This window comes from Mycobacterium bulgaricum (genome assembly GCF_041287165.2).
GTDB classification, from domain to species: Bacteria; Actinomycetota; Actinomycetes; order Mycobacteriales; family Mycobacteriaceae; genus Mycobacterium; species Mycobacterium bulgaricum.
In genome coordinates, this window is the sequence record NZ_JBGGKV020000001.1 from 1296281 (window position 1) to 1316400 (window position 20120).

22 protein-coding genes are annotated in these 20120 nt (G+C 65.9%); 10 read left to right on the forward strand and 12 right to left on the reverse strand.

Going from position 1 to position 20120, the window contains the following annotated elements:
* Window positions 1–28: 28 nt before the first annotated feature.
* Window positions 29–1900 carry a propionyl-CoA synthetase gene (locus tag ACAG24_RS06370; RefSeq protein ID WP_370475447.1) on the reverse strand — a complete coding sequence of 624 codons (1872 nt, stop codon included), beginning with the start codon at window positions 1898–1900 and terminating at the stop codon, window positions 29–31.
* A 37-nt stretch (window positions 1901–1937) separates the two neighbouring features.
* Between ACAG24_RS06370 and ACAG24_RS06375 the strand changes: the two genes are divergently transcribed.
* Entirely contained in the window at window positions 1938–2810 is an 873-nt protein-coding gene (locus ACAG24_RS06375) for an alpha/beta fold hydrolase (RefSeq protein WP_370475446.1), read from the forward strand.
* 80 nt (window positions 2811–2890) lie between these two features.
* On the opposite strand, the gene ACAG24_RS06380 is transcribed toward ACAG24_RS06375, so the two are convergent.
* From ACAG24_RS06380 to ACAG24_RS06405, 6 genes are read right to left on the reverse strand one after another with little or no spacing between them, the layout of a single operon-like run.
* On the reverse strand, window positions 2891–3589 hold the full coding sequence (locus ACAG24_RS06380; RefSeq protein WP_370475445.1) for a response regulator: 699 nt from the start codon (window positions 3587–3589) through the stop codon (window positions 2891–2893).
* The gene (locus ACAG24_RS06385; RefSeq protein ID WP_370475444.1) at window positions 3586–6123 is read right to left on the reverse strand and encodes a DUF4118 domain-containing protein; all 2538 of its coding nucleotides are present in this window, start codon (window positions 6121–6123) and stop codon (window positions 3586–3588) included. The genes ACAG24_RS06380 and ACAG24_RS06385 overlap by 4 nt, the downstream gene beginning before the upstream one ends.
* Before the next feature lie 26 nt (window positions 6124–6149).
* Window positions 6150–7043, reverse strand: a complete 894-nt coding sequence (locus ACAG24_RS06390; protein ID WP_370475443.1) for a potassium-transporting ATPase subunit C — start codon at window positions 7041–7043, stop codon at window positions 6150–6152.
* A gap of 1 nt (window position 7044) precedes the next feature.
* The gene (kdpB, locus tag ACAG24_RS06395; RefSeq protein ID WP_370475442.1) at window positions 7045–9201 is read right to left on the reverse strand and encodes a potassium-transporting ATPase subunit KdpB; all 2157 of its coding nucleotides are present in this window, start codon (window positions 9199–9201) and stop codon (window positions 7045–7047) included.
* Window position 9202: 1 nt separating this feature from the next.
* A complete protein-coding gene (kdpA, locus tag ACAG24_RS06400) occupies window positions 9203–10873 on the reverse strand; it encodes a potassium-transporting ATPase subunit KdpA (protein ID WP_370475440.1) in 1671 nt (556 codons plus the stop codon).
* Window positions 10873–10962 carry a potassium-transporting ATPase subunit F gene (locus ACAG24_RS06405; RefSeq protein ID WP_370475439.1) on the reverse strand — a complete coding sequence of 30 codons (90 nt, stop codon included), beginning with the start codon at window positions 10960–10962 and terminating at the stop codon, window positions 10873–10875. The genes kdpA and ACAG24_RS06405 overlap by 1 nt, the downstream gene beginning before the upstream one ends.
* A gap of 314 nt (window positions 10963–11276) precedes the next feature.
* Here ACAG24_RS06405 and ACAG24_RS06410 point away from each other — a divergent pair, with 314 nt between their 5' ends.
* Entirely contained in the window at window positions 11277–12029 is a 753-nt protein-coding gene (locus tag ACAG24_RS06410) for a hypothetical protein (protein WP_370475438.1), read from the forward strand.
* 5 nt (window positions 12030–12034) lie between these two features.
* Here the strand turns inward: ACAG24_RS06410 and ACAG24_RS06415 are convergent, their stop codons facing one another.
* Together ACAG24_RS06415 and ACAG24_RS06420 are read right to left on the reverse strand one after the other, a co-directional pair.
* The gene (locus ACAG24_RS06415; RefSeq protein ID WP_370475437.1) at window positions 12035–12295 is read right to left on the reverse strand and encodes a hypothetical protein; all 261 of its coding nucleotides are present in this window, start codon (window positions 12293–12295) and stop codon (window positions 12035–12037) included.
* A gap of 78 nt (window positions 12296–12373) precedes the next feature.
* Window positions 12374–12649, reverse strand: coding sequence for a DUF4235 domain-containing protein (locus ACAG24_RS06420; RefSeq protein WP_370475436.1), 276 nt, complete (start codon window positions 12647–12649; stop codon window positions 12374–12376).
* Window positions 12650–12755: 106 nt separating this feature from the next.
* Here ACAG24_RS06420 and ACAG24_RS06425 point away from each other — a divergent pair, with 106 nt between their 5' ends.
* Window positions 12756–13289 (forward strand): DUF6328 family protein, encoded by a 534-nt coding sequence (locus tag ACAG24_RS06425; RefSeq protein ID WP_370475435.1) that lies wholly within the window; start codon window positions 12756–12758, stop codon window positions 13287–13289.
* A gap of 33 nt (window positions 13290–13322) precedes the next feature.
* Window positions 13323–14177, forward strand: a complete 855-nt coding sequence (locus tag ACAG24_RS06430; RefSeq protein ID WP_370475434.1) for an SDR family oxidoreductase — start codon at window positions 13323–13325, stop codon at window positions 14175–14177.
* Here ACAG24_RS06430 and ACAG24_RS06435 read toward each other — a convergent pair.
* Together ACAG24_RS06435 and ACAG24_RS06440 are read right to left on the reverse strand one after the other, a co-directional pair.
* Complete coding sequence (locus ACAG24_RS06435; protein WP_370475432.1) at window positions 14166–14882, reverse strand: pyrimidine reductase family protein; 717 nt, start codon at window positions 14880–14882, stop codon at window positions 14166–14168. The genes ACAG24_RS06430 and ACAG24_RS06435 overlap by 12 nt on opposite strands.
* Window positions 14879–15394 (reverse strand): flavin reductase family protein, encoded by a 516-nt coding sequence (locus ACAG24_RS06440; protein WP_370475431.1) that lies wholly within the window; start codon window positions 15392–15394, stop codon window positions 14879–14881. The genes ACAG24_RS06435 and ACAG24_RS06440 overlap by 4 nt, the downstream gene beginning before the upstream one ends.
* Window positions 15395–15498: 104 nt before the next feature.
* Here ACAG24_RS06440 and ACAG24_RS06445 point away from each other — a divergent pair, with 104 nt between their 5' ends.
* The 3 genes from ACAG24_RS06445 to ACAG24_RS06455 all read left to right on the forward strand — a co-directional run bounded on the left by ACAG24_RS06445 (window position 15499) and on the right by ACAG24_RS06455 (window position 18104).
* Window positions 15499–16680, forward strand: coding sequence for a zinc-dependent alcohol dehydrogenase (locus tag ACAG24_RS06445; RefSeq protein ID WP_370475430.1), 1182 nt, complete (start codon window positions 15499–15501; stop codon window positions 16678–16680).
* A gap of 79 nt (window positions 16681–16759) precedes the next feature.
* Window positions 16760–17782: a DNA topoisomerase IB gene (locus ACAG24_RS06450; protein ID WP_370475429.1), complete on the forward strand. Its 1023-nt coding sequence runs from the start codon at window positions 16760–16762 to the stop codon at window positions 17780–17782.
* A gap of 64 nt (window positions 17783–17846) precedes the next feature.
* The gene (locus ACAG24_RS06455; RefSeq protein WP_370475428.1) at window positions 17847–18104 is read left to right on the forward strand and encodes a DUF7218 family protein; all 258 of its coding nucleotides are present in this window, start codon (window positions 17847–17849) and stop codon (window positions 18102–18104) included.
* 74 nt (window positions 18105–18178) lie between these two features.
* On the opposite strand, the gene ACAG24_RS06460 is transcribed toward ACAG24_RS06455, so the two are convergent.
* On the reverse strand, window positions 18179–18358 hold the full coding sequence (locus tag ACAG24_RS06460) for a hypothetical protein (protein WP_370475426.1): 180 nt from the start codon (window positions 18356–18358) through the stop codon (window positions 18179–18181).
* A gap of 109 nt (window positions 18359–18467) precedes the next feature.
* On the opposite strand from ACAG24_RS06460, the gene ACAG24_RS06465 reads away from it, so the two are divergent.
* The 3 genes from ACAG24_RS06465 (at window position 18468) to ACAG24_RS06475 (ending at window position 19988) form a co-directional block, all read left to right on the forward strand.
* Window positions 18468–19091 carry a flavodoxin family protein gene (locus ACAG24_RS06465; protein WP_370475425.1) on the forward strand — a complete coding sequence of 208 codons (624 nt, stop codon included), beginning with the start codon at window positions 18468–18470 and terminating at the stop codon, window positions 19089–19091.
* 27 nt (window positions 19092–19118) lie between these two features.
* Window positions 19119–19430, forward strand: coding sequence for a hypothetical protein (locus ACAG24_RS06470; RefSeq protein ID WP_370475424.1), 312 nt, complete (start codon window positions 19119–19121; stop codon window positions 19428–19430).
* A 252-nt stretch (window positions 19431–19682) separates the two neighbouring features.
* On the forward strand, window positions 19683–19988 hold the full coding sequence (locus ACAG24_RS06475) for a hypothetical protein (protein ID WP_133057304.1): 306 nt from the start codon (window positions 19683–19685) through the stop codon (window positions 19986–19988).
* Window positions 19989–20120 lie beyond the last annotated feature (132 nt).

Here is a 20120-nt window from a genome sequence, read left to right on the forward strand (position 1 = left end):
CAACTTGCGTCGGGCATAACATCTGGCGTCAGGAGCGCAGAATCGGTCCCAGTTTCTCGAGCACTGACGGGTCCTCGATGGTCGACGGCACCGGCTCGTCGCGGCCCGCCGCGAGCCCGCGCATCGTCTTGCGCAGGATTTTGCCCGAGCGGGTCTTGGGGAGCGCGGGCACGACATCGACGAGCTTGAACGCCGCGACCGCGCCGATCTCGTCGCGCACCAGCTTGACGAGTTCCTCGGTGAGCCCCTCGGTCGACGCCCCCGACTTGACGACCACGAGTCCGCGCGGCGCCTGGCCCTTGATCTCGTCGGCCACACCGATCACCGCGCACTCGGCGACGGCCGGGTGGGTGGCCAGCACCTCTTCGATGGCGCCGGTCGAGAGCCGGTGCCCGGCGACGTTGATGACGTCGTCGATGCGGCCCATCACGAACAGGTAGCCGTCGTCGTCGAAGTGCCCGCCGTCGCCGGTGAGATAGAACCCCGGGTACTCGGTCAGGTAGGACGCCCGGTAGCGATCCTCGGCGTTCCACAGGGTCGGCAGCGTGCCGGGCGGCAGCGGCAACCGGATGGAGATGGCTCCCTCCTGGCCGGGTGCGCAGTCGTGGCCCTGTTCGTCGAGGATGTGCACGTGATAGCCGGGCATCGCGACGGTGGGGGAGCCGGCCTTGATCGGAAGGTGTTCCACGCCCATGGGATTCGCGGCAATCGGCCAACCGGTCTCGGTCTGCCACCAGTGGTCGATGACGGGGATGCCCAGCTTCTCCGACGCCCAGTGGTAGGTGTCGGGGTCCAGACGTTCGCCGGCCAAGAACAGGTATTGCAAGCCAGACAGGTCGTACTCGGCGACGTACTTGCCTTCTGGGTCTTCTTTGCGGATCGCGCGGATCGCCGTCGGCGCGGTGAACAACGCCTTCACGCCGTGCTCGGAGGCCACCCGCCAGAACGCGCCGGGATCCGGGGTGCCGACCGGCTTGCCCTCGTAGAGCACCGACGTGGCGCCGAGAAGCAGTGGGGCGTAGACGATGTACGAATGGCCGACCACCCAGCCCACATCGGAGGCGGCCCAGAAGACATCTCCGGGGGCGATGTCGTAGATGTGGCGCATGCTCCACAGCAGCGCGACCGCGTGGCCGCCGTTGTCGCGCACGATGCCCTTCGGTTTGCCGGTAGTTCCCGACGTGTACAGCACGTACAGCGGGTCGGTGGCGGCGACGGGCACGGGATCGACGGGTTCGGCGTCTGCCATCACATCGTCCCAGGACAGATCGCGGCCCTCGATCAGGTCGCAGCGCAGCCGATCACGTTGCACCACAACACAATGCTCGGGCGGGTGCTCGGTCATCCCGATCGCGGCGTCGAGCATGGGCTTGTACTCCACCGCGCGGGTGGGCTCGATTCCGCACGATGCGGAGACGACCACCGTCGGTCGGACGTCGTCGATGCGCACCGCGAGCTCGTGCGGTGCGAAGCCGCCGAAGACGACCGAATGCACCGCGCCCAGGCGCGCGCAGGCCAGCATCGCGATGACGGCCTCGGGGATCATCGGCATGTAGATGACGACGCGGTCGCCCTTGCCGACGCCGAGCGAGCGCAGGACACCTGCGAAGCGGGCGGTCTGGTCCAGCAGTTCGGCGTAGGTGTACACGCGCTTGGTGTCGGTGACAGCCGAGTCGTAGATGAGGGCGGGCTGCTCGGCTCGGCCGTTCTCGACGTGGCGGTCCAGAGCGTTGGCGCAGGTGTTCAACTCCGCGTCGGGAAACCAGCGGTAGAACGGCGGATGGCTGTCATCGAGGATCCGTTCGGGGGCTCGTGTCCAGGTGACGGCTTTGGCCGCGTCCGCCCAGAAGGCGGTCGGATCGTTGATGCTGGCGTCGAAGAGGTCGCGATACCCGGGCATATCAGAACCGTAGACCCTCGGGATTATTCTCAGGGCCATGACGAACCAACCCCCGCCAATCGGAGGGGTGCGCAGACGCCATGTCACGGTCGACGGAGTCAATTTCCACGTGACCGAGGCGGGCCCGGAGGACGGCAGGCCCGTCCTGGCCTTGCACGGCTGGCCCCAGCACCACTGGGCCTACCGGGACCTGCTGGCCGATCCGCCCGCAGGGCTGCGCATCATCGCTCCTGACCTGCCCGGCTACGGATGGTCCGGGCCCCCGCCGCACCGCTGGGCCAAGGAGGATGTGGTCACCGACCTGGTCGCCCTGGTCGACGCGCTGGGAATCGACCGGTTCCTGCTCGTCGGTCACGACTGGGGTGGCTACATCGGGCACCTGCTGACACTGCGCATCCCCGAGCGCATCGACGGCTATCTCGCACTGAACATCGCCCACCCGTGGGTGCCGCCGAAGGTGATGGCGCCGCACCTGTGGAGGTTCCTGCTCTATCAACCGGTGGTCGCCTCGATCGGCGTGCCGCTGCAGCAGCGCACCAAGTATCTGGAGAAGGTGGTCTTCCGGGCGGCGGCACCGAACCTCGATCCGGTCACCGTGCGCGTCTACGCCGACCGGTTCCGCGATCCGGTCGTGGCCCGCACGGCGCGCGACACGTATCGGACGTTCCTGTTGCACGAGATCCCCAAGGGTGTGCGTGAGGGCGAGCGGCGACGGTCGACGGTGCCGACGCGCGTCCTGTTCGGGAAGAAGGACACAGCCATCCATCCGGATCTGGCCTCGGCGGAGACGGCCCGCGCCGACGACTACCAGATCGAGATCGTCGAGGGTGGGCACTTCATCGTCGACGAGCAGCCACATCTGGTGCGCGCGAAGCTGATCGCGCTGGCCGAGGAGTTTCCCGCCCGCTAGCCCGTTGCCCGCGAAATATCATTCCGGGTCGTGGTTTCGGGCGAAAGAGCAGCCCGGAATGATATTTCGCGCGGCAGGACCTAGGCCTGGAAGCGGTACCCCATCCCGGCCTCGGTCAGCAGGTGCACCGGGTGTGACGGGTCATCTTCGAGCTTGCGCCGAAGCTGCGCCAAATAAACGCGCAGATAATGGGTTTCCTTCGCATACGCCGGGCCCCATACCTCTTTGAGGAGTTCCTCGCGGCCGACGAGCTTGCCGCGGTTGCGGACGAGCATGTCGAGCATGCCCCATTCGGTCGGCGTCAGATGCACCTCGGCACCGTTCTTCGTGACCTTCTTGGCGGCCAGGTCCACCGTGAACGACGACGTCTCGATCACCGGCTCGTCTGTTTCCGCCGCGGCGGCACCCCGGCGCACCGCGGCGCGCAGTCGGGCCAGGAACTCGTCCATGCCAAAGGGTTTGGTGACGTAGTCGTCGGCACCTGCGTCGAGTGCTTCGACCTTGTCCAGCGAGTCGCTGCGAGCTGACAGTACGATCACCGGTGCCGTCAGCCACCCGCGCAGACCGCCGAGCACGTCGATGCCCGACATGTCCGGCAATCCGAGATCGAGGACGATGACATCGGGTCGCCGCTCTGCGGCCAGCTTCAGCGCTTCGGTGCCTGTGGCCGCTGTCAGCACCTCGTAACCGCGCACCGAGAGGTTTATCCGCAGCGCGCGCAGGATCTGGGGCTCGTCGTCGATCACCAGGACGCGCGTCTTGCCCGCCGTCGTGGTCATGATGTGCCGCCGGCTGCCAGGTCGATCTCGACTGTCAATCCGCCGCCGGGGGTGTCCGACGCCGAGATGGTGCCGCCCATCGCCTCCACAAAGCCACGCGCTACCGAAAGGCCAAGGCCGACACCGCTGCTGGTGTCCTGATCGCCCAGCCTCTGGAAGGGGGCGAACAGTTGCGTCTCGGCACCGCGGGCGATCCCGGGTCCTTCGTCGGCCACCGCGATCAGTACCCGATCACGGATACGGCCCGCCGTGACCCGGATCGGACCGTCGTGCGCGTAACGCACAGCGTTGTCGATGACATTGGCCAGCACGCGTTCCAGCAGTCCGCTGTCGGCCATGACGACGGCACCGTCGACCTCCACCTTCACCCTCTCCAGCCCGGCGCGCAGTCCGGTGTTGCCGCGGTTGATGCTGAGCAGGGCGCGCGGTACGGCCTCCTCGAGGTAGACCTCGCGAAGCTCGGGTTTGACGGCGCCGGACGCCAACCGTGAGGAGTCGAGCAGGTTGCCCACGAGCGCGGTCAGCTGATCGATCGATTCCTCCACGGTGGCCAGCAGCTCGGCGGTGTCTTCGGCGGAGAAGTCGACGTCGCTGCTGCGCAGGCTCGACACCGACGCCTTGGCCGCCGCCAGCGGTGTGCGCAGATCGTGGCTCACAGCCGACAGCAGCGACCGGCGCAGCTCGTCGGCTCTGGAGATCGCGGCGGCCCTGTCGGCCTCCTCGGTCAGCGCTTGCTGTGTGGCCAATCCGGCGGCCTGCTTGGCGACCGCACCGAGCACCCGGCGATCGCGCGCGGCGAGTTTATGGCCGGACAGCAGCATCCAGAACGTGTTGTCGCCGACCTCGATGGCTGTGTCGGCGGTGTCGACATCCACACAGGGCGTGGAGCCCACGCATCCCACGATCACAGGGCCGTCGGGTCCCTCGCGCAGCAGGCTCACCGACTGCTGCGCGTAGGTCTCCCGGACACGCTCGAGAAGGGTGTTGAGGTCTGCGCCGCGCAGGACGGAGCCCGCGAACAGTGCGAGTAGTTCGGCTTCCCTTGCGGCACTTCGCGCTTCACGGGCACGCTGGGCGGCACCGTCGACGAGCGCGGCCACGGCAACAGCCACCGCCAGCAGCACGACGATGGTGATCGCGCTGTCGGGTTCGGAGATCGTGAACGTGTAGCGAGGCTCGACGAGAAAGTAGTTCAGCAGCAGGCCCGACAGCACCGCCGACAGCGCCGCCGGTGCCACGCCGCCCAGCAGGGCAACGACCAGCACGCCGATGAAGAAGACCGCGCTCTCGCCACTGACACCGAGAAAGATGTCCAGGAACGCGACGTTGACCGCACAGATCGCGACGGGCACTACGAAAGCCGCGATCCAGGACATGGCGTGTCGGTCCCGTGGTGTGATTCGCGACCATAGCGATTCACCGCGCGCCTGGTCGTGAGTGACCATGTGGACGTCGATGCTGCCCGACTGTTGCACCACTGTGGCGCCGATGCCTTCGTCGAAGATGCGCGCCCATCGTGATCGCCGTGACGTGCCCAGAACCAGCTGGGTGGCGTTCATTTCGCGAGCGAACTCCAGCAGTGCCGCGGGAACGTCGTCACCGACCACGGTGTGGAGGGTTGCGCCCAACGAGGTCGCAAGCTCGCGGACTCGTCCCATCTGCGCCGCGGAGATGCCGGCCAGTCCGTCACCGCGTACCACGTGGACGACCATCAGGTCGGCGCTGGACTTGGATGCGATACGAGATGCCCTGCGCACCAGGGTTTCCGACTCCGGGCCTCCGGTCACCGCCACGACGACACGCTCCCGGGCTTCCCAAGTCGCCGTGATCTGGTTGTCGGCCCGGTATTTCTCCAGTGCGGCGTCGACCTGGTCGGCCAACCAGAGCAGTGCCAATTCCCTCAGCGCCGTGAGGTTTCCGCGTCGGAAGTAGTTCGACAGCGCTGCGTCGATTCGTTCGGGCGCGTAGACGTTCCCGTGTGCGAGCCTGCGCCGCAGTGCTTCCGGCGTGATGTCGACCAGCTCGACCTGCGAGGCGTTGCGGACGACTTCGTCGGGCACCTTTTCTTTCTGCTCGATGCCGGTGATCTGGGTGACGACGTCGTTGAGGCTTTCGAGGTGCTGCACATTGACTGTGGAGATGACGTCGATTCCGGCGTTCAGCAATTCCTCGACGTCCTGCCAGCGTTTCGGGTTCTTGCTGCCGGGGGTGTTGGTGTGGGCCAGTTCGTCGACCAGGACGACGTCGGGGTCGCGGGCGATGACGGCCGGCACGTCGAGTTCGGGGAAGCTTCCCGCGCGGTAGTCGATGTACCGCGGGGGAACGACCTCGATGCCTGCGAGCAGCTCGGCGGTTTTCTTTCTGCCGTGGGTCTCCACGACGGCGGCGACCAGATCGGTGCCGCGCTCGAGGCGTCTGCGCGCCTCGCCGAGCATGGCGTAGGTTTTGCCGACACCGGGGGCCGCGCCCAGATAGATGCGCAACTCACCCCGTTTCGGCCGATGGTGCGGTGTCGCCACCACTTCATCATCCATGTCGGTGCAATTCCCGGGAGTGCCCGTCACCCTCGGTTGTCGAGGGCCAGGTTCAAGTCCAGCACGTTGACCCGCGGCTCACCGAGGAAGCCCAGCTCGCGTCCTTCGGTGTGGTCGGCGACCAGTGCGCGCACCTCGTCTGCGCTGATACCGCGTGCCTCGGCGACCCGGTTGACCTGCAGCTCGGCGTAGGCGGGTGAGATGTGCGGATCGAGACCGCTACCGCTTGCTGTCACCGCATCGGCGGGCACGGCCGGGTCAGCGGGCGCGTCGCCGCGGATCGCGACGATCTGGCCCTGCGAGAAGTCGCTGCCGTCGTTGCACTGCACCCGCACGCCCTCGTAGGTGTCCAGGAACGGCGTAGTGGTGTTCTCGCACAGCTGGTTGACGCTGACGACCCTCGTCGGGTTGACCACATTGCCTGCGGCGTCGCGCGGCCCGATCACCGACAGCACCGCGCCGACACCGTCGCCGGTGCAGAACGGGCGTGCGCCATCGGCGCCATCGAGTTCTCCGACGGCCAGGCTGCGACTGCACACGTCGGTCAGCAGGCTCGTGCGGTGGGCTGAATCGACGATGTCTTCGGGGCCGAGGTTGGAGGCGCTGGTCGACAGCGGGTCGTATCCGTCACCTGCCGCGGAGGGCCGGGATTGGAAGTACCGCGGCAGCGGATTGCCGTCGGCATCGGTGAACAGCTGCCCGATCAGGCTGCTGCCCAACGTTTTTCCGTCGAACTCGACGATCGAGCCGTTCGCTTTCGTGTTCAGCCCTGGCAGCTGTGCCACAGCCCAGATGAGGACGGGGTAGGCCAGCCCGGTGATGACGGTGAGGACCAGCAGCGCGCGCAGCGCGGCGAAGTGTTGACGAACGAGGGTCGATGAGCGCTTGCGCGAAGAGTATTCAGCAGTGGAGGAAAACATGTCAGGACATCCCGGGGAAGAGTTGGACAACCAGGTCGATCAGTTTGATGCCGATGAACGGCGCGACGATGCCGCCGAGTCCGTAAATGGACAGGTTGCGGCTCAACAGCTTTGACGCACTGGCCGGCGTGTACTGGACGCCCCGCAGGGCCAGTGGAATGAGCGCGGCGATGACGATCGCGTTGAAGATGACCGCGGACAGGATCGCCGATTGGGGGCTGTGCAACCGCATCACGTTGAGCAGGTCCAGGCCGGGGAACAGCGTCACGAACAACGCCGGAATGATGGCGAAGTACTTGGCGATGTCGTTGGCGATGGAGAACGTCGTCAACGCGCCGCGGGTGATGAGCAGCTGCTTGCCGATCTCGACGATCTCGATCAGCTTCGTCGGATCGGAGTCGAGGTCGACCATGTTGCCGGCTTCTTTGGCCGCCGAAGTGCCCGTGTTCATCGCGACACCCACGTCGGCCTGAGCCAGCGCAGGCGCGTCGTTGGTGCCGTCGCCGGTCATCGCGACGAGCCGGCCGCCGGCCTGCTCCTTCTTGATCAGCGCGAGCTTGTCCTCGGGTGTGGCCTCGGCGAGGAAGTCGTCGACGCCGGCCTCGTCGGCGATCGCCTTGGCGGTCAACGGGTTGTCGCCGGTGATCATCACGGTGCGAATGCCCATGCGGCGCATCTCGTCGAAGCGTTCTCGCATGCCTTGCTTGACGACGTCCTTGAGCGCGATGACGCCGAGCACCTGCGCGTCGCCACCGTGGACGCGGCCGACGACCAGCGGGGTGCCGCCGGATCCGGACACCTCGTTGACGATGTCGGTCAGCTCGGTGGGTACCTCGCCGCCATGGTTGCGCACCCATTCGGCGACGGACGCGGCCGCGCCTTTTCGCAGTGATTGCCCGTCTTCGAGATCGACGCCGGACATCCTTGTGGTGGCAGTGAATTCGACCCAGTGCGCGCCGGACAGTTCGCCGGGGTGGCGGGCGCGCAGACCGTGAGCCTGTTTGGCGTGCACGACGATCGAGCGACCCTCAGGGGTCTCGTCGGCCAGGCTCGACAGCTGCGCGGCGTCCGCGAGCGTCTCGATGCCGGCGTTCGAGAGCGGGAAGAAGTCGCCGGCCTGGCGGTTGCCGAGCGTGATGGTGCCGGTTTTGTCGAGCAGGAGGGTGTTGACGTCGCCGGCGGCCTCGACGGCGCGACCCGACATGGCGAGCACGTTGCGCTGTACGAGCCGGTCCATGCCTGCGATTCCGATCGCAGACAGCAGGGCCCCGATGGTGGTCGGGATGAGGCACACGAGCAGCGCGACCATGACGATGCCGGTGACGCCATTGCCGTCGAGTGCCAGCGTGTCCGGTACGCCAGGATTGTTGGCCTTGGAGAAGACCGCCAGCGGCTGCAGCGTCGCGACGGCGAACACGAAGATGATCGTCAGCGCGCTCAGCAGGATGTTCAGTGCGATCTCGTTCGGTGTCTTCTGCCGGTTGGCGCCCTCGACGAGTGCGATCATCCGGTCGACGAAGCTCTCACCCGGCTTCTGCGTGATCTTGACGATGATCCGGTCGGACAGCACGGTGGTGCCGCCGGTGACGGCCGACCGGTCACCGCCGGACTCGCGGATCACCGGCGCCGACTCACCGGTGATGGCCGATTCGTCCACCGAGGCAATGCCTTCCACGACGTCGCCGTCTCCGGGTATGACGCCACCTGCTTCGACCGCGACGTAATCGCCTTGGGCGAGCAGTGGGGCGGCCACCTGCTCCTCGGTGCCTGATCTGCCCGGCGACCACGAGGTGAGGCGGCGGGCCACCGTATCGGACTTCGCCTTCCGCAAGGTCTCGGCCTGGGCCTTGCCCCGCCCTTCGGCGACGGCCTCGGCGAGGTTGGCGAAGATGACGGTCGCCCACAACCAGAAAACGATCAGCCAGGCGAACCACGACGGGTCGAGAAATGCGAGGACGGTGCTCCAGGTTGCGCCGAGCTCGACGATGAACATCACCGGGTTTCGCCACAGCGTGCGTGGGTCGAGCTTGCGCAGCGCATCGGGCGTCGACTTCCACAGCATCCTGGGGTCGAGCAATCCGCCTCCCACACCTGACTTCTCGCGCTTTTTCTTGTCGGCAGCGCGGGAGTTGGCCGATTCGATGATGGTGACCGTCATGTCAGTGGAGTCCTTCAGCAAGGGGGCCCAGCGCGAGCATGGGTAGGAACGTCAGCGCAACGAGAATCAGTGTCACGCCGGAAACCATTCCGACGAATTGAGGCCGATGGGTCGGCAGTGTTCCGACAGATTCCGGTGTGTGACCCTGTTTGGCCAACGAGCTGGCGAGCGCGAGGACCAGGATGATCGGCAGGAAGCGGCCGAACGCCATCGCCAGTCCGAGCGCAGTGTTGAACCACTCGGTGTTGACGGTGATGCCCGCGAACGCCGATCCGTTGTTGTTGGCAGCTGAGGTGAACGCGTACAGCACTTCCGACAGGCCGTGCGGACCGTTGTTGAGCATGCCGGCCCGCTGCCCGGGCATCGCCATGGCCAGCGCGGTGCCGGTGAGCACGATCAGCGGGGTGACCAGGAAATAGGTTGCGGCGAGCTTGATCTCGCGGGGGGTGATCTTCTTGCCCAGGTATTCCGGGGTGCGACCGACCATCAGACCGGCGACGAAGACCGTGATGACTGCGAGCACGAGCATGCCGTACAGACCGGATCCGACTCCGCCAGGGGCGATTTCGCCGAGCTGCATGTTCAGCAGCAGGACCAGGCCGCCGAGGCTGGTGTAGGAGTCGTGGAACGAGTTGACCGACCCGGTGGATGTCAACGTCGTGGATGCGGCGAAGATCGCCGAGTTGGCAACGCCGAAGCGCTGTTCCACACCTTCCATCGCGGCGTCGACCGCGGTCGGCACCGTGCCGTGGTGCTGCAACTGAGTCCACAGGATCGCGGCCCAGCTGACGGTCGCCAGTGTCGCCTGGACAGCCACGATCGCCAGTCCCTGTTTGGTGCTGCCGACCATCCGGCCGAACGTGCGGGGCAGGGAGAAGGCGATCACCAGCAGCAGGAAGATGATGATCCAGTTCGTCCACGTCGTCGGGTTCTCGAACGGGTGGGCGGCGTTGACGTTGAAGAAGCCTCCGCCATTGGTGCCGAGGTTCTTGATGGCCTCCTGGCTGGCGACCGGTCCGCCCGGGATCGTCTGTTGCGCACCGGCAATGGTGTCGACCACCCGGGAGTGCAGCGAGAAGTTCTGGATGGCGCCGCCGGCGACCAGCGCGATCGCGGCGACGACGGAGATCGGGAGCAGGATGCGCAGAGTGCCTCGCACCAGGTCGACCCAGAAGTTGCCGAGATAACCGGTGCGGGTGCGCACGAAACCGCGCATCACGGCGACGGCTACGGCCATGCCGACGGCGGCGGAGACGAAGTTCTGTACCGCCAGTCCGGCCATCTGTACGAGGTGGCCATACGTCGATTCACCGGAGTACGCCTGCCAGTTGGTATTCGTGACGAAGCTGACCGCAGTGTTCCACGCGAGTGCCGGCGTCACCTCGGTGGCCGGATCGTTCAGGTGCAGCGGCAGATAGTTCTGCACCAGTTGGAACCCGAACAGGAACAGGATCGACACCGCCGAGAACGCCAGCACGCTGCGGGCGTAAGCGCTCCAGGTCTGCTCGGCTTTCGGGTCGGCGCCGATGACGCGGTAGATGCCCGCTTCGAGCCGTGAGTCCTTGGTGGAGGAGTACACGCGGTACATGTAGTCGCCGAGCGGAACGTGCACGGCCACCAGGGCGACGATCAGGGAAACCAGGAACAGGATCCCCGCGGTGGTGCTGCTCACTAGAACCTCTCGGGAAGGAACAGGGTGACGACAAGGAAGATGCTGACTGCGGTCGCGAGGACCAGCCCGACGGTGTTGGCGACGCTCATCGCTCGAGCACCTTCACCGCCCCGGCGAGCAGTGCGAACACCGTCACCGTCAACAGGACATAAAGAAAAACAGCCATCGATTATCAGCACTCCTGTGCTCGTTTACGCCCCCGCCGGTGGTGGCGGGATGCGGACGCCAACGTATGCCCGTCGCACCCGCTGTGAGCTGGGCATTGACGGTTTCTTGACGGCGCGGACGGGAGTTTTTACGGATTTCGAACGGGCGTCAGCGCGGCGTCAGAGTCTGGGAGCGCTCCGTCAAGGATCTGTATGGATCGAGGCCTGCTGCCAGCCGGGGCGCGTACACCGAAGTGATGACCATTCTGGATGTCCCTGCCACGCCGAACCGCCTGTCGGCCTCGGTGCATTGCGTGCGGCGGATACTGCCGATGGCCGGATGCGCGATGCCCGCCGGCGCGCTGCGCGACCCCGGCGTGGCGGCGTGGGTGCGCGCACAGGGGTTGGCCGTGACCGCGTGCGACGACGAGGATCTGGACCTTGTCGAGCGCAGCGGCGTGCGACCGATCCACGTCGTTCTCAGGTGCAACCCCGTCACGCACACGATCCGGCGGGCGGCTGCGCTCGGTGTGGTGCGCTTCGTGGTGTCCACCGACCGGCACGTCGATGTGCTGGCCGGCTGCCCGGCGGCGACCAGGCACGTCTACCTCGACGCTCAGGGCCCCGCCGTCGTCGGCGAGCGCCGCCTCGACGTCGTCGGAATGCACTGCGACGTCGACGATTCCACAGGCGTCGAGGAATGGGGTGCGGTGACCGAACGGCTTCTGAGTCGCATGGCGTTGATGCGCGGCTTCGGCATGGAGCTCACACGCCTCAGCCTGGCCGGTGGGTCTGTCGAAACATGGCTTACGGGCGGCCCTGGGGATCTGAGGTCGGTGGCGACGGCGGTCGACGATGCGTTGGACGCCGGGTGCGCGACGTGGCGTCTACCCCGTCCGCTGGTGGTGCTGGCACCGCTTGCCAACTCTCGCCGAACTGAGATTCCCGGCTGTGCTTTCGGCCGAAATCGCAGCCGGGAATCTCAGTTCGGCGAGGGGCGTGAGGGATGAGCGCTTCAGCGCTCGACGACGCCCGCGGCTTGAGCGTTGGTCACCATCTCGCCCCAGGCGCGCTGGCCCGCGACGAATACGACCAGTGCCGTCGTCAGGGCGATCGACGACACCACCCAGTGAGCAGCGGGGGAGACGGTGCTCGGCGACGCGACGAGCATCATCGCCAGGCTTGCCGCCAAGGCGAACACTGCTGTGAGCCACGTTCGCTGCGTTTCACGCGCAAGCGGGTTGCGTCCTTCGGGAAACTCTACGGTGCCAGCCATGACTCACACAGTGAAGCCGCCTGCTAAGAGGCGGCTCGCCGATAGCTGAGCACAAGCTATGAAGTCGGCGTGGGATTGCTAAGCCGGGGGCATCTCGTGGGTGAGAGCGCGGTAGCTGCGCGCGCCTGCGCGCTGCAACGAGGCCCGGACGAGACCGACGATCAGGCCTTGAACGGCGGCAGCGATGAACACCGTCTTGGCGGACTGCGACAAGTCCTTGGGGTCTGGCGGCTCTGGGTCGTTGTCTCCGATGCGCTTCCAGATCTGGCCGAAGATCGCACCGGCCAGCAAGCCTCCCCCGACGCCGGTGGCCACCGACAGCGGCGTATACAGCGATCTCGCGACTTTGCTCATCGTCACTCCAATGTGTATGCGGCGCACTACAGTCCACACCGGACTACCCCGGAGGGTGCCTCCCAAACGCATCACACGGCGACACCCCTGGTGAGAGGATCAGGTGATGGGCGCCGAGCATCCGCAGACAGGGGGTCGGCCCTACGACGACGAGAACTGGGACCGGGCCCAGCGCGGGGAGACCCAGACCGAACGGCTGGACCGCAACTGGGCCAGCCTGTTGCAGGAACTGCGCGTGGTGCAGACCGGGGTCCAGTTGCTGACGGGTTTCTTGCTGACCCTGCCGTTCCAGCAGCGCTTCGACATCCTCGACAACCACATGCAGGCCGTCTACCTGGCCACAGTGTGTGCGGCGGTCGCGTCCACCGCGCTGCTCATCGCGCCCGTCGCGATGCACCGGATTCTGTTCCGGCGACACCGTCTCGCCGCACTGGTCCGAGCGGCGCACCGGTGCGCCTACGCGGGTCTGCTCCTGCTGGCGATCGCGGTGACGGGTATGACGGTGATCATCTTCGATGCCGTCGTCGGGCTCTATCCGGCGTTGATCGCCGGTGGCTGCGCGCTGGTGGTGTTCGCGACGTTCTGGCTGGCATGGCCGTTCTCGATGCGCTCGGGGGGCGAGCAGCCGCCCGCGCCGTAGTTTCGCGGCTCTGCCCGCGGGTACGCGGGCGCCATGACTGACGACGTGACACCGGACGCCGTGATTCCCTACCCCGGCGAGACGGGCGACATGGGAGAGCGTCCCCGCGACGAGATGGCCGACTACGTGGGCAGCGGACTGCTCGCCGGTAGGAAAGCTCTTGTCACAGGCGGTGATTCAGGTATCGGAAGGGCAGTCGCCGTGGCCTTCGCCAAGGAGGGCGCGGACGTGGCCATCGCGTATCTCGACGAGAAGGACGACGCCGCGCACACGGTGTCGCTGATCCAGAAGGCGGGCCGGCGGGGTGTCGAGTTGCCCGGCGACCTCGCCGATCCGCAGCATTGCCGCGACGTCGTCTCCGGCGCGGTCAACGAGCTCGGCGGGCTGGATATCGTGGTCAACAACGTGGCTTTCCAGAACCCCGCCTCGGACCTCTCGGAGATCTCCGACGAGCAGTGGCGACGCACCTTCGCGGTCAACATCGACAGCTTCTTCCACGTCACCAAGGCCGCGCTGCAGCACCTGCCCGACGGGTCGGCGATCATCAACACCGCGTCGATCAACGGTCTGCGGGGCAACAAGACCCTCATCGACTATTCGGCCACCAAGGGTGCGGTCATCGCGTTGACGTACTCGCTCGCGCAGTCCCTGGCCGAGCGCAACATTCGGGTCAATTGTGTTGCGCCCGGGCCGGTGTGGACTCCCCTGATTCCTGCGACCATGGACAGGGAGAAGACGGAATCGTTCGGTGAGCAGGTGCCGATGGGTCGGGCCGCTCAACCGGACGAGATCGCACCGTCCTACGTCTTCTTCGCGTCGTCGCGGATGTCGTCGTATTACAGCGGCGAGGTGCTCGCGCCTATCGGCGGGGAAACGTTACCCGGGTGAGGCTTTCACGTATTTGAGGAACAGGTAGCCGTCGGACGCGACGAGTGCATGGCCGAGCGTCAACGAGATCGGGGATGTGAGGCCCGCGGGTGATCCCGAGCCGATCGGCTGGGATCCGGCCAGGCGCGGGGCCATGGTCACGCAGAGTTCGTCGACCAGATCGGCGGCGACGAGTTCGTCCAGAAGGGTCGGTCCGCCTTCGCATAGGATCCGCGTCATGCCGTGCTTGCGGAGTTGGGTGACGGCGGCACCGAGGTCGACGGTGTCGTCACCGGCCGTCAGCACCTCGCAGCGTGTTTCGTGACTTTCACGCGCGCCCCGCGCACTGGTGACGAGAAGCGGTGTGGTCGCGGAGCCGAAGATGCTGTCCGGTAGTCGGCCCGACTGGGAGACGACGGCGATGGGCGGCGGTTCATCGCCCAGCCCCAATTCACGCCGCTGCTCGCGGTGTTCGGGCCGCAGCCGCACCGGGCCGTAGTTCTCGGCCCGCGCGGTGCCTGCGCCGACGAGGACGACGTCCGCATAGGCGCGCAACGCGAGCAGCAGTTGGAAATCGGCCGGGCAGGACAGCGGTCCGGCCCGGCCGGCGAACGCGGCGGCGCCGTCGGCGCTGAAGATCATGTTAGCGCGCAATCCCTGTGGCGCAGGCCGATAGCCGTGGTCCTCGACGGCAGTGCCGGCCGGCAACGTGACCACGTCGGTCATGCGTCGTGGCCGGGGTCGATGTCACGCACGTCGGAGAACGTGATCAGCTCGCCCAGATCCTCCGGGGCGTTGCCGTCGACCGGCTCGAGGAGGTGTCCGACATGGTCACCCAGTTCGAAGCGCTTCGACACCCGACCGACGAACCATGCTGCAGCGGCATCGAGGATCGGCATGCCTTCCGGCCCTGGGCTCCAGCCGCATTGGGCGAACTTGTCGGTCGAATCACCGCTCGTGCCGCCGAACAGCTTCGCGACGGCAAGCTCTTCCCGGGGCAGCAGGTGGACGGCGAGGTGGTCGGCCTCCTGGGCGACGGTGAATGTGTGGTTCTTGCGCGACAACCCGACGAGGAACTTCGGGGGGTTGATGCTTGTCTGCGAGGTGAAACCGACCAGGCAACCGGCGCGGTGGCCCTCCGACGCCGTCGTGACGACGAACATCGGATAGTCGAGCAAGGACACCATGTTCTCGAACGCCGCACCGCCGTTGTCGGCAGTGCCCGGTTGGTCTGTCATCAGCACCTCCTTGCGCCGACGAGCATTGCCATTCGACGTGGACGTCAAACGGGTGGTGCCGTGGCTGACGTTTGGCGAGGTTGTCACCGGGTAGTGACGGGCCCATGAAGGCAGTGACTTGGCACGGCCGCCGAGATGTGCGCGTCGACACCGTCCCAGACCCCGAGATCAAAGAGCCCACCGACGCGATCATCGAGGTCACGTCCACCAACATCTGCGGGTCGGACCTGCACCTCTACGAAGTGCTCGGCGCGTTCATGAAGGAAGGCGACGTGCTCGGACACGAGCCCATGGGCATCGTTCGGGAGGTCGGTACCGCAGTGACGAACCTGGCGGTGGGTGACCGGGTGGTCATCCCGTTCCAGATCTCGTGCGGGCACTGCTTCATGTGCGACCAGAAGCTCTTCACCCAGTGCGAAACGACGCAGGTTCGCGACCAGGGGATGGGCGCGGCCCTGTTCGGCTATTCGGAGCTGTACGGTTCGGTGCCCGGCGGGCAGGCCGAGTATCTGCGCGTACCGCAGGCGCAGTTCACGCACATCAAAGTCCCTGAGGGGCCGCCGGATTCGCGCTTTGTATACCTTTCCGACGTGTTGCCGACGGCATGGCAGGCCGTCGCGTATGCAGACATTCCCGACGGTGGCACGGTCACCGTCCTCGGACTCGGCCCCATCGGCGACATGGCTGCCAGGATCGCCCAGCATCTGGGCTATCAGGTGTTCGCGGTCGACATGGTCCCGGAGCGGTTGGATCGGGCCATCGCGCGCGGGATCCAGACCATCGACGCCGGCAACGTCGACGGGTCCGTCGGCGACGAGGTGCGCCGTCTCACCCAGGGCCGTGGCAGTGACGCGGTGATCGACGCGGTCGGCATGGAGGCGCACGGCTCACCGGTGGCCAAGGTGGCTCAGGCCGCGGCGGCGATGCTGCCTGACGCCCTCGCCAAGCCCATGATGGAGAAGGCCGGGGTCGACAGGCTCGACGCGCTGTACTCGGCCATCGACTGTGTGCGGCGCGGCGGCACGCTGTCGTTGATCGGTGTCTACGGCGGCATGGCCGATCCGATGCCGATGCTGACGCTGTTCGACAAGCAGATTCAGCTGCGGATGGGCCAGGCCAATGTGAAGAAGTGGGTCGACGACATCATGCCGCTGCTCACCGATTCAGACCCCTTGGGCGTGGACACTTTTGCCACGCACGTGCTTCCGCTGGACCAGGCGCCACACGCCTACGACATCTTCCAAAAGAAGCAGGACGGTGCCGTGAAGGTCATCTTGCAGCCCTGAGCAGGCGTAATGGTGTGGGGGACACGCGGATTGGGTACCCCGGCGGGGTAACGGTCACGGTCCCGAGAGGTTCCCCATCGTGCGGCTCACACGCAGCAAGCTGAACTCGGCAGGCATCGTCCGTAAGCGTCGCGGCAAGGGGTTCGCGTATTACGGCCCCGACGGCGAACTCCTGGCCGACGAAGACACCGCGCAACGCATCAAGGAACTCGTCATTCCGCCGGCGTGGAAGAACGTGTGGATCAGCCCGACACCGAGCGGGCACATTCAGGCGGTCGGTACCGACGTCGCGGGACGACGCCAGTACCTGTATCACGAGAAATGGCAGCAGGAGCGGGCCGAGGAGAAGTTCGATCGCGTGCTCGAACTGTCGACCCGGCTGCCGGAATGGCGCGCCCAGGTCGCCAAGGATCTCGCCCGGCGCGGGCTGGAACGCGAGCGGGTACTGGCGCTCGCGCTGCAGTTGCTCGACCGTGGGTACTTCCGGGCGGGCGGCGAACAGTCCGCCGAGGAGTTCGAGCACTACGGGCTGGCGACGCTGCTCTGTGAGCACGTGACGTTGCGTAAGGGGGCGGTGGCCTTCGAGTATCCCGCCAAGAGCGGTGTGCAGCGCAGCATCGAGATCGAAGACCCTGAAGTAGTGCGCGCGGTGAAATCGTTGATGCGGCGCGAAGGCGGGTCCGACCGCCTACTGGTGTGCCGCGGCGGGTCGAACGGCTCCTGGATCGACGTGCGGGCCGATGACCTCAACGCGCGGTTCAAGGAGCTCGTGGGTGAGGAGTTCACCGTCAAGGATCTGCGTACCTGGCATGGCACCGTGCTGGCGGCCGCCGCGTTTGCGAGCGCGAAGGAACCGACTTCGGAAACCAGGATTAAAAAGGAGACCTCGGCGGTGATGAAGGAGGTCTCCGCGGAGCTCGGCAACACCCCTGCCGTCGCCCGCGCTTCGTATGTCGACCCGCGGCTGGTCGACGGATATGCCAAGGGAATGACCATTTCCTCGGCGGTCAAGCGTGCCGAGAAGGCGTCCGACCCGAACGAGTCGCAGGCCATTCTGGAGAAGGCGACCCGCACACTCATTCGCAGAGTGGCCCGTACCTAAGGGTTTGGTAGCTGGCACCCCGGGAACTCAATGGAGATCCAACGGGGTAGGAGGTTCAAGTTCAATGCCAAACGCATCGATCAAGAACGAGAAGATGTACGAAGATCTTCGCCGCGACGGAAACTCGAAAGAGAAAGCGGCGCGCATCTCCAACGCCGCTGCGGCGCGCGGTAAGTCGTCCGTCGGGCGCAAGGGCGGCCAGTCCGGGTCGTACGACGATTGGACTGTTGACGATCTGAAGCAGAAGGCGAAACAGCTGGGTCTTTCGGGCTACTCGCATCTGACCAAGGGCAAGCTGATCGACAAGCTTCGCAATCACTGACGGTCGGGTTTAGCCGGAATTTCGGTGTAGTTGGTCAATGTCATGTTGACCAACTACACCGTGATCCCATTAAGTCAGTCGCTGCTGCGGGCCTCGGCGCCGGACTCGCCGGCATCGAAGTCGTCGTCCGAGCTCGACCGGCCCACGTAGGGTCCGTCGGCTGGGTCGTCGTCACCCTCAGAGGCGCGTGATCCCGCCACCTTGGAGTCGGGCTCGACGTCGGCTTCGGCCTTTTCTTCCTGCGGATCTGTCATGGCGAGGGCATGCCCTCACCGTGCTCTTTCAAACAGGTACCGGTCTGTCCAAGGTGTGACGTGACGCCGCTGACCGTTTGGTGGCGCATGCCTCGGGTACTTCGACCACATGCCAGAAACGCCGCAATCCGTTCGTGCGCTAGGACTGGTCTGCAGCCTCAAGCCGAGTCCCGCGGAGTCGAGCAGCGCGCTGATGCTCGAGCATGTGTTCGACAATCTGCGGGCGCAGGGCGCTGAATGTGAGGCGGTGCGTTGCGTGGACTTCAACATCGCCCCGGGCGTCGAGGCCGACATGGGCTCAGGCGACCAGTGGCCGCAGATTCGCGAAAAGGTCCTGGCCGCAGACATTCTGGTGATGAGTTCGCCGGTGTGGCTGGGGCATCCGGCCTCGGTGACGCAGCGTGTTCTCGAACGGTTGGACGCTGAACTGTCGACCACCGACGACGAAGGCCGCCCCGTGATGGTCGGCAAGGTGGCCCTCGTAGCGGTAGTGGGAAACGAGGACGGCGCGCACAAGGTGGTGGCGGACCTGTTCCAGGGGCTGAATGACGTCGGCTTCAGCCTCCCCGCGCAAGGCTGCACGTACTGGAATGGCCCGGCGATGGAGACGGGCGATTACAAGGATTTGGACGACGTGCCCGAGCAGGTCGCTTCGACGACGGCGGCGGCGGCACGCAACGCCGTGCACCTGGCACGCGTGTTGAAGCAATCGCAATACCAGCCCTACGAGTGAAAACACCGAACGGCGAGGAGGAGTCCCATGCCTGATACATCACGCGATCCCGTCGACCATGCCCGTACGACGCGCCAGCACGCCGGCGAGACCATGAAGGCGGGCGTGAACGCGCCCGGCTTGATTGCCGTAGGCCTCGGCGTCCTTTCCCTCGTGGTCGGGTTGTTCTCATTCGCGAACGGGAGCACGACCACCGGTGTCATCGGTGTAGTCCTGGCGGTGCTGTTGATTGGTGGCGGCCTGGCCTGGCTGGCGCGCGCACATCACAAAGTGCAACTCAAGCAACAGGATTGGCACCGCGAGAATCCCGACGCGCATTACGAACCGCCGACCAGCTAGTCGGCGCGCGTAAGCGCTTATCTGTCCCAATGGGGGCCGCCGTAGTATCAGCGGCGGCGTGGCCCCCATAGCCCAATTGGCAGAGGCAGCGGACTTAAAATCCTCTGAACTGGGCGTTTGTTGTGTTTGCCAGTTCTGGAATCCGTCGGGAGATATGCCTCTAGCTGCGGATACGGTGTTGGCTGCGTTGGCCGGAGCTGAGTCTAAACGAAAGCACTGCGGTAACTACTGCGGTATGAGGGGTAGAAGTTCGTGATCCTGAGCATGTCCTCCGTCAGCTGGCACAGAGAAAAAGCAGTTACGAACGAGCCGAGTAAAAATTGCAGCGCTGACGTTATCGAACGTCGGGTGCGACACCCTGTGAGCAGATTCGCCGCGTTCGGGCAGGCGGCGGACGTTGGGCGGGACGCGTTCGATTATGCGAGCGAACGCAACAGTGAAGAGATCAAGCGGCGCGATGCTCCGTTGAGCACGGCGGTCGCCCCGCGTGGTTCTAACGGCTGCAACGATGGTGGTGGCGACCTGCTCGGCGGCATCGGAATGCTGCGCCGGCCGTAGGATTTTCGCTGAGTGCCGTCTGCCTCGCGTATTCAATTTCAGCATTCTTGCTGTCGTATCTGTGGACGCCGGTAATTGTTGTGTGTCTCTTCGAGGTCGCCGTAGGCGGTTGCTGCCGAGGGTAATACGATG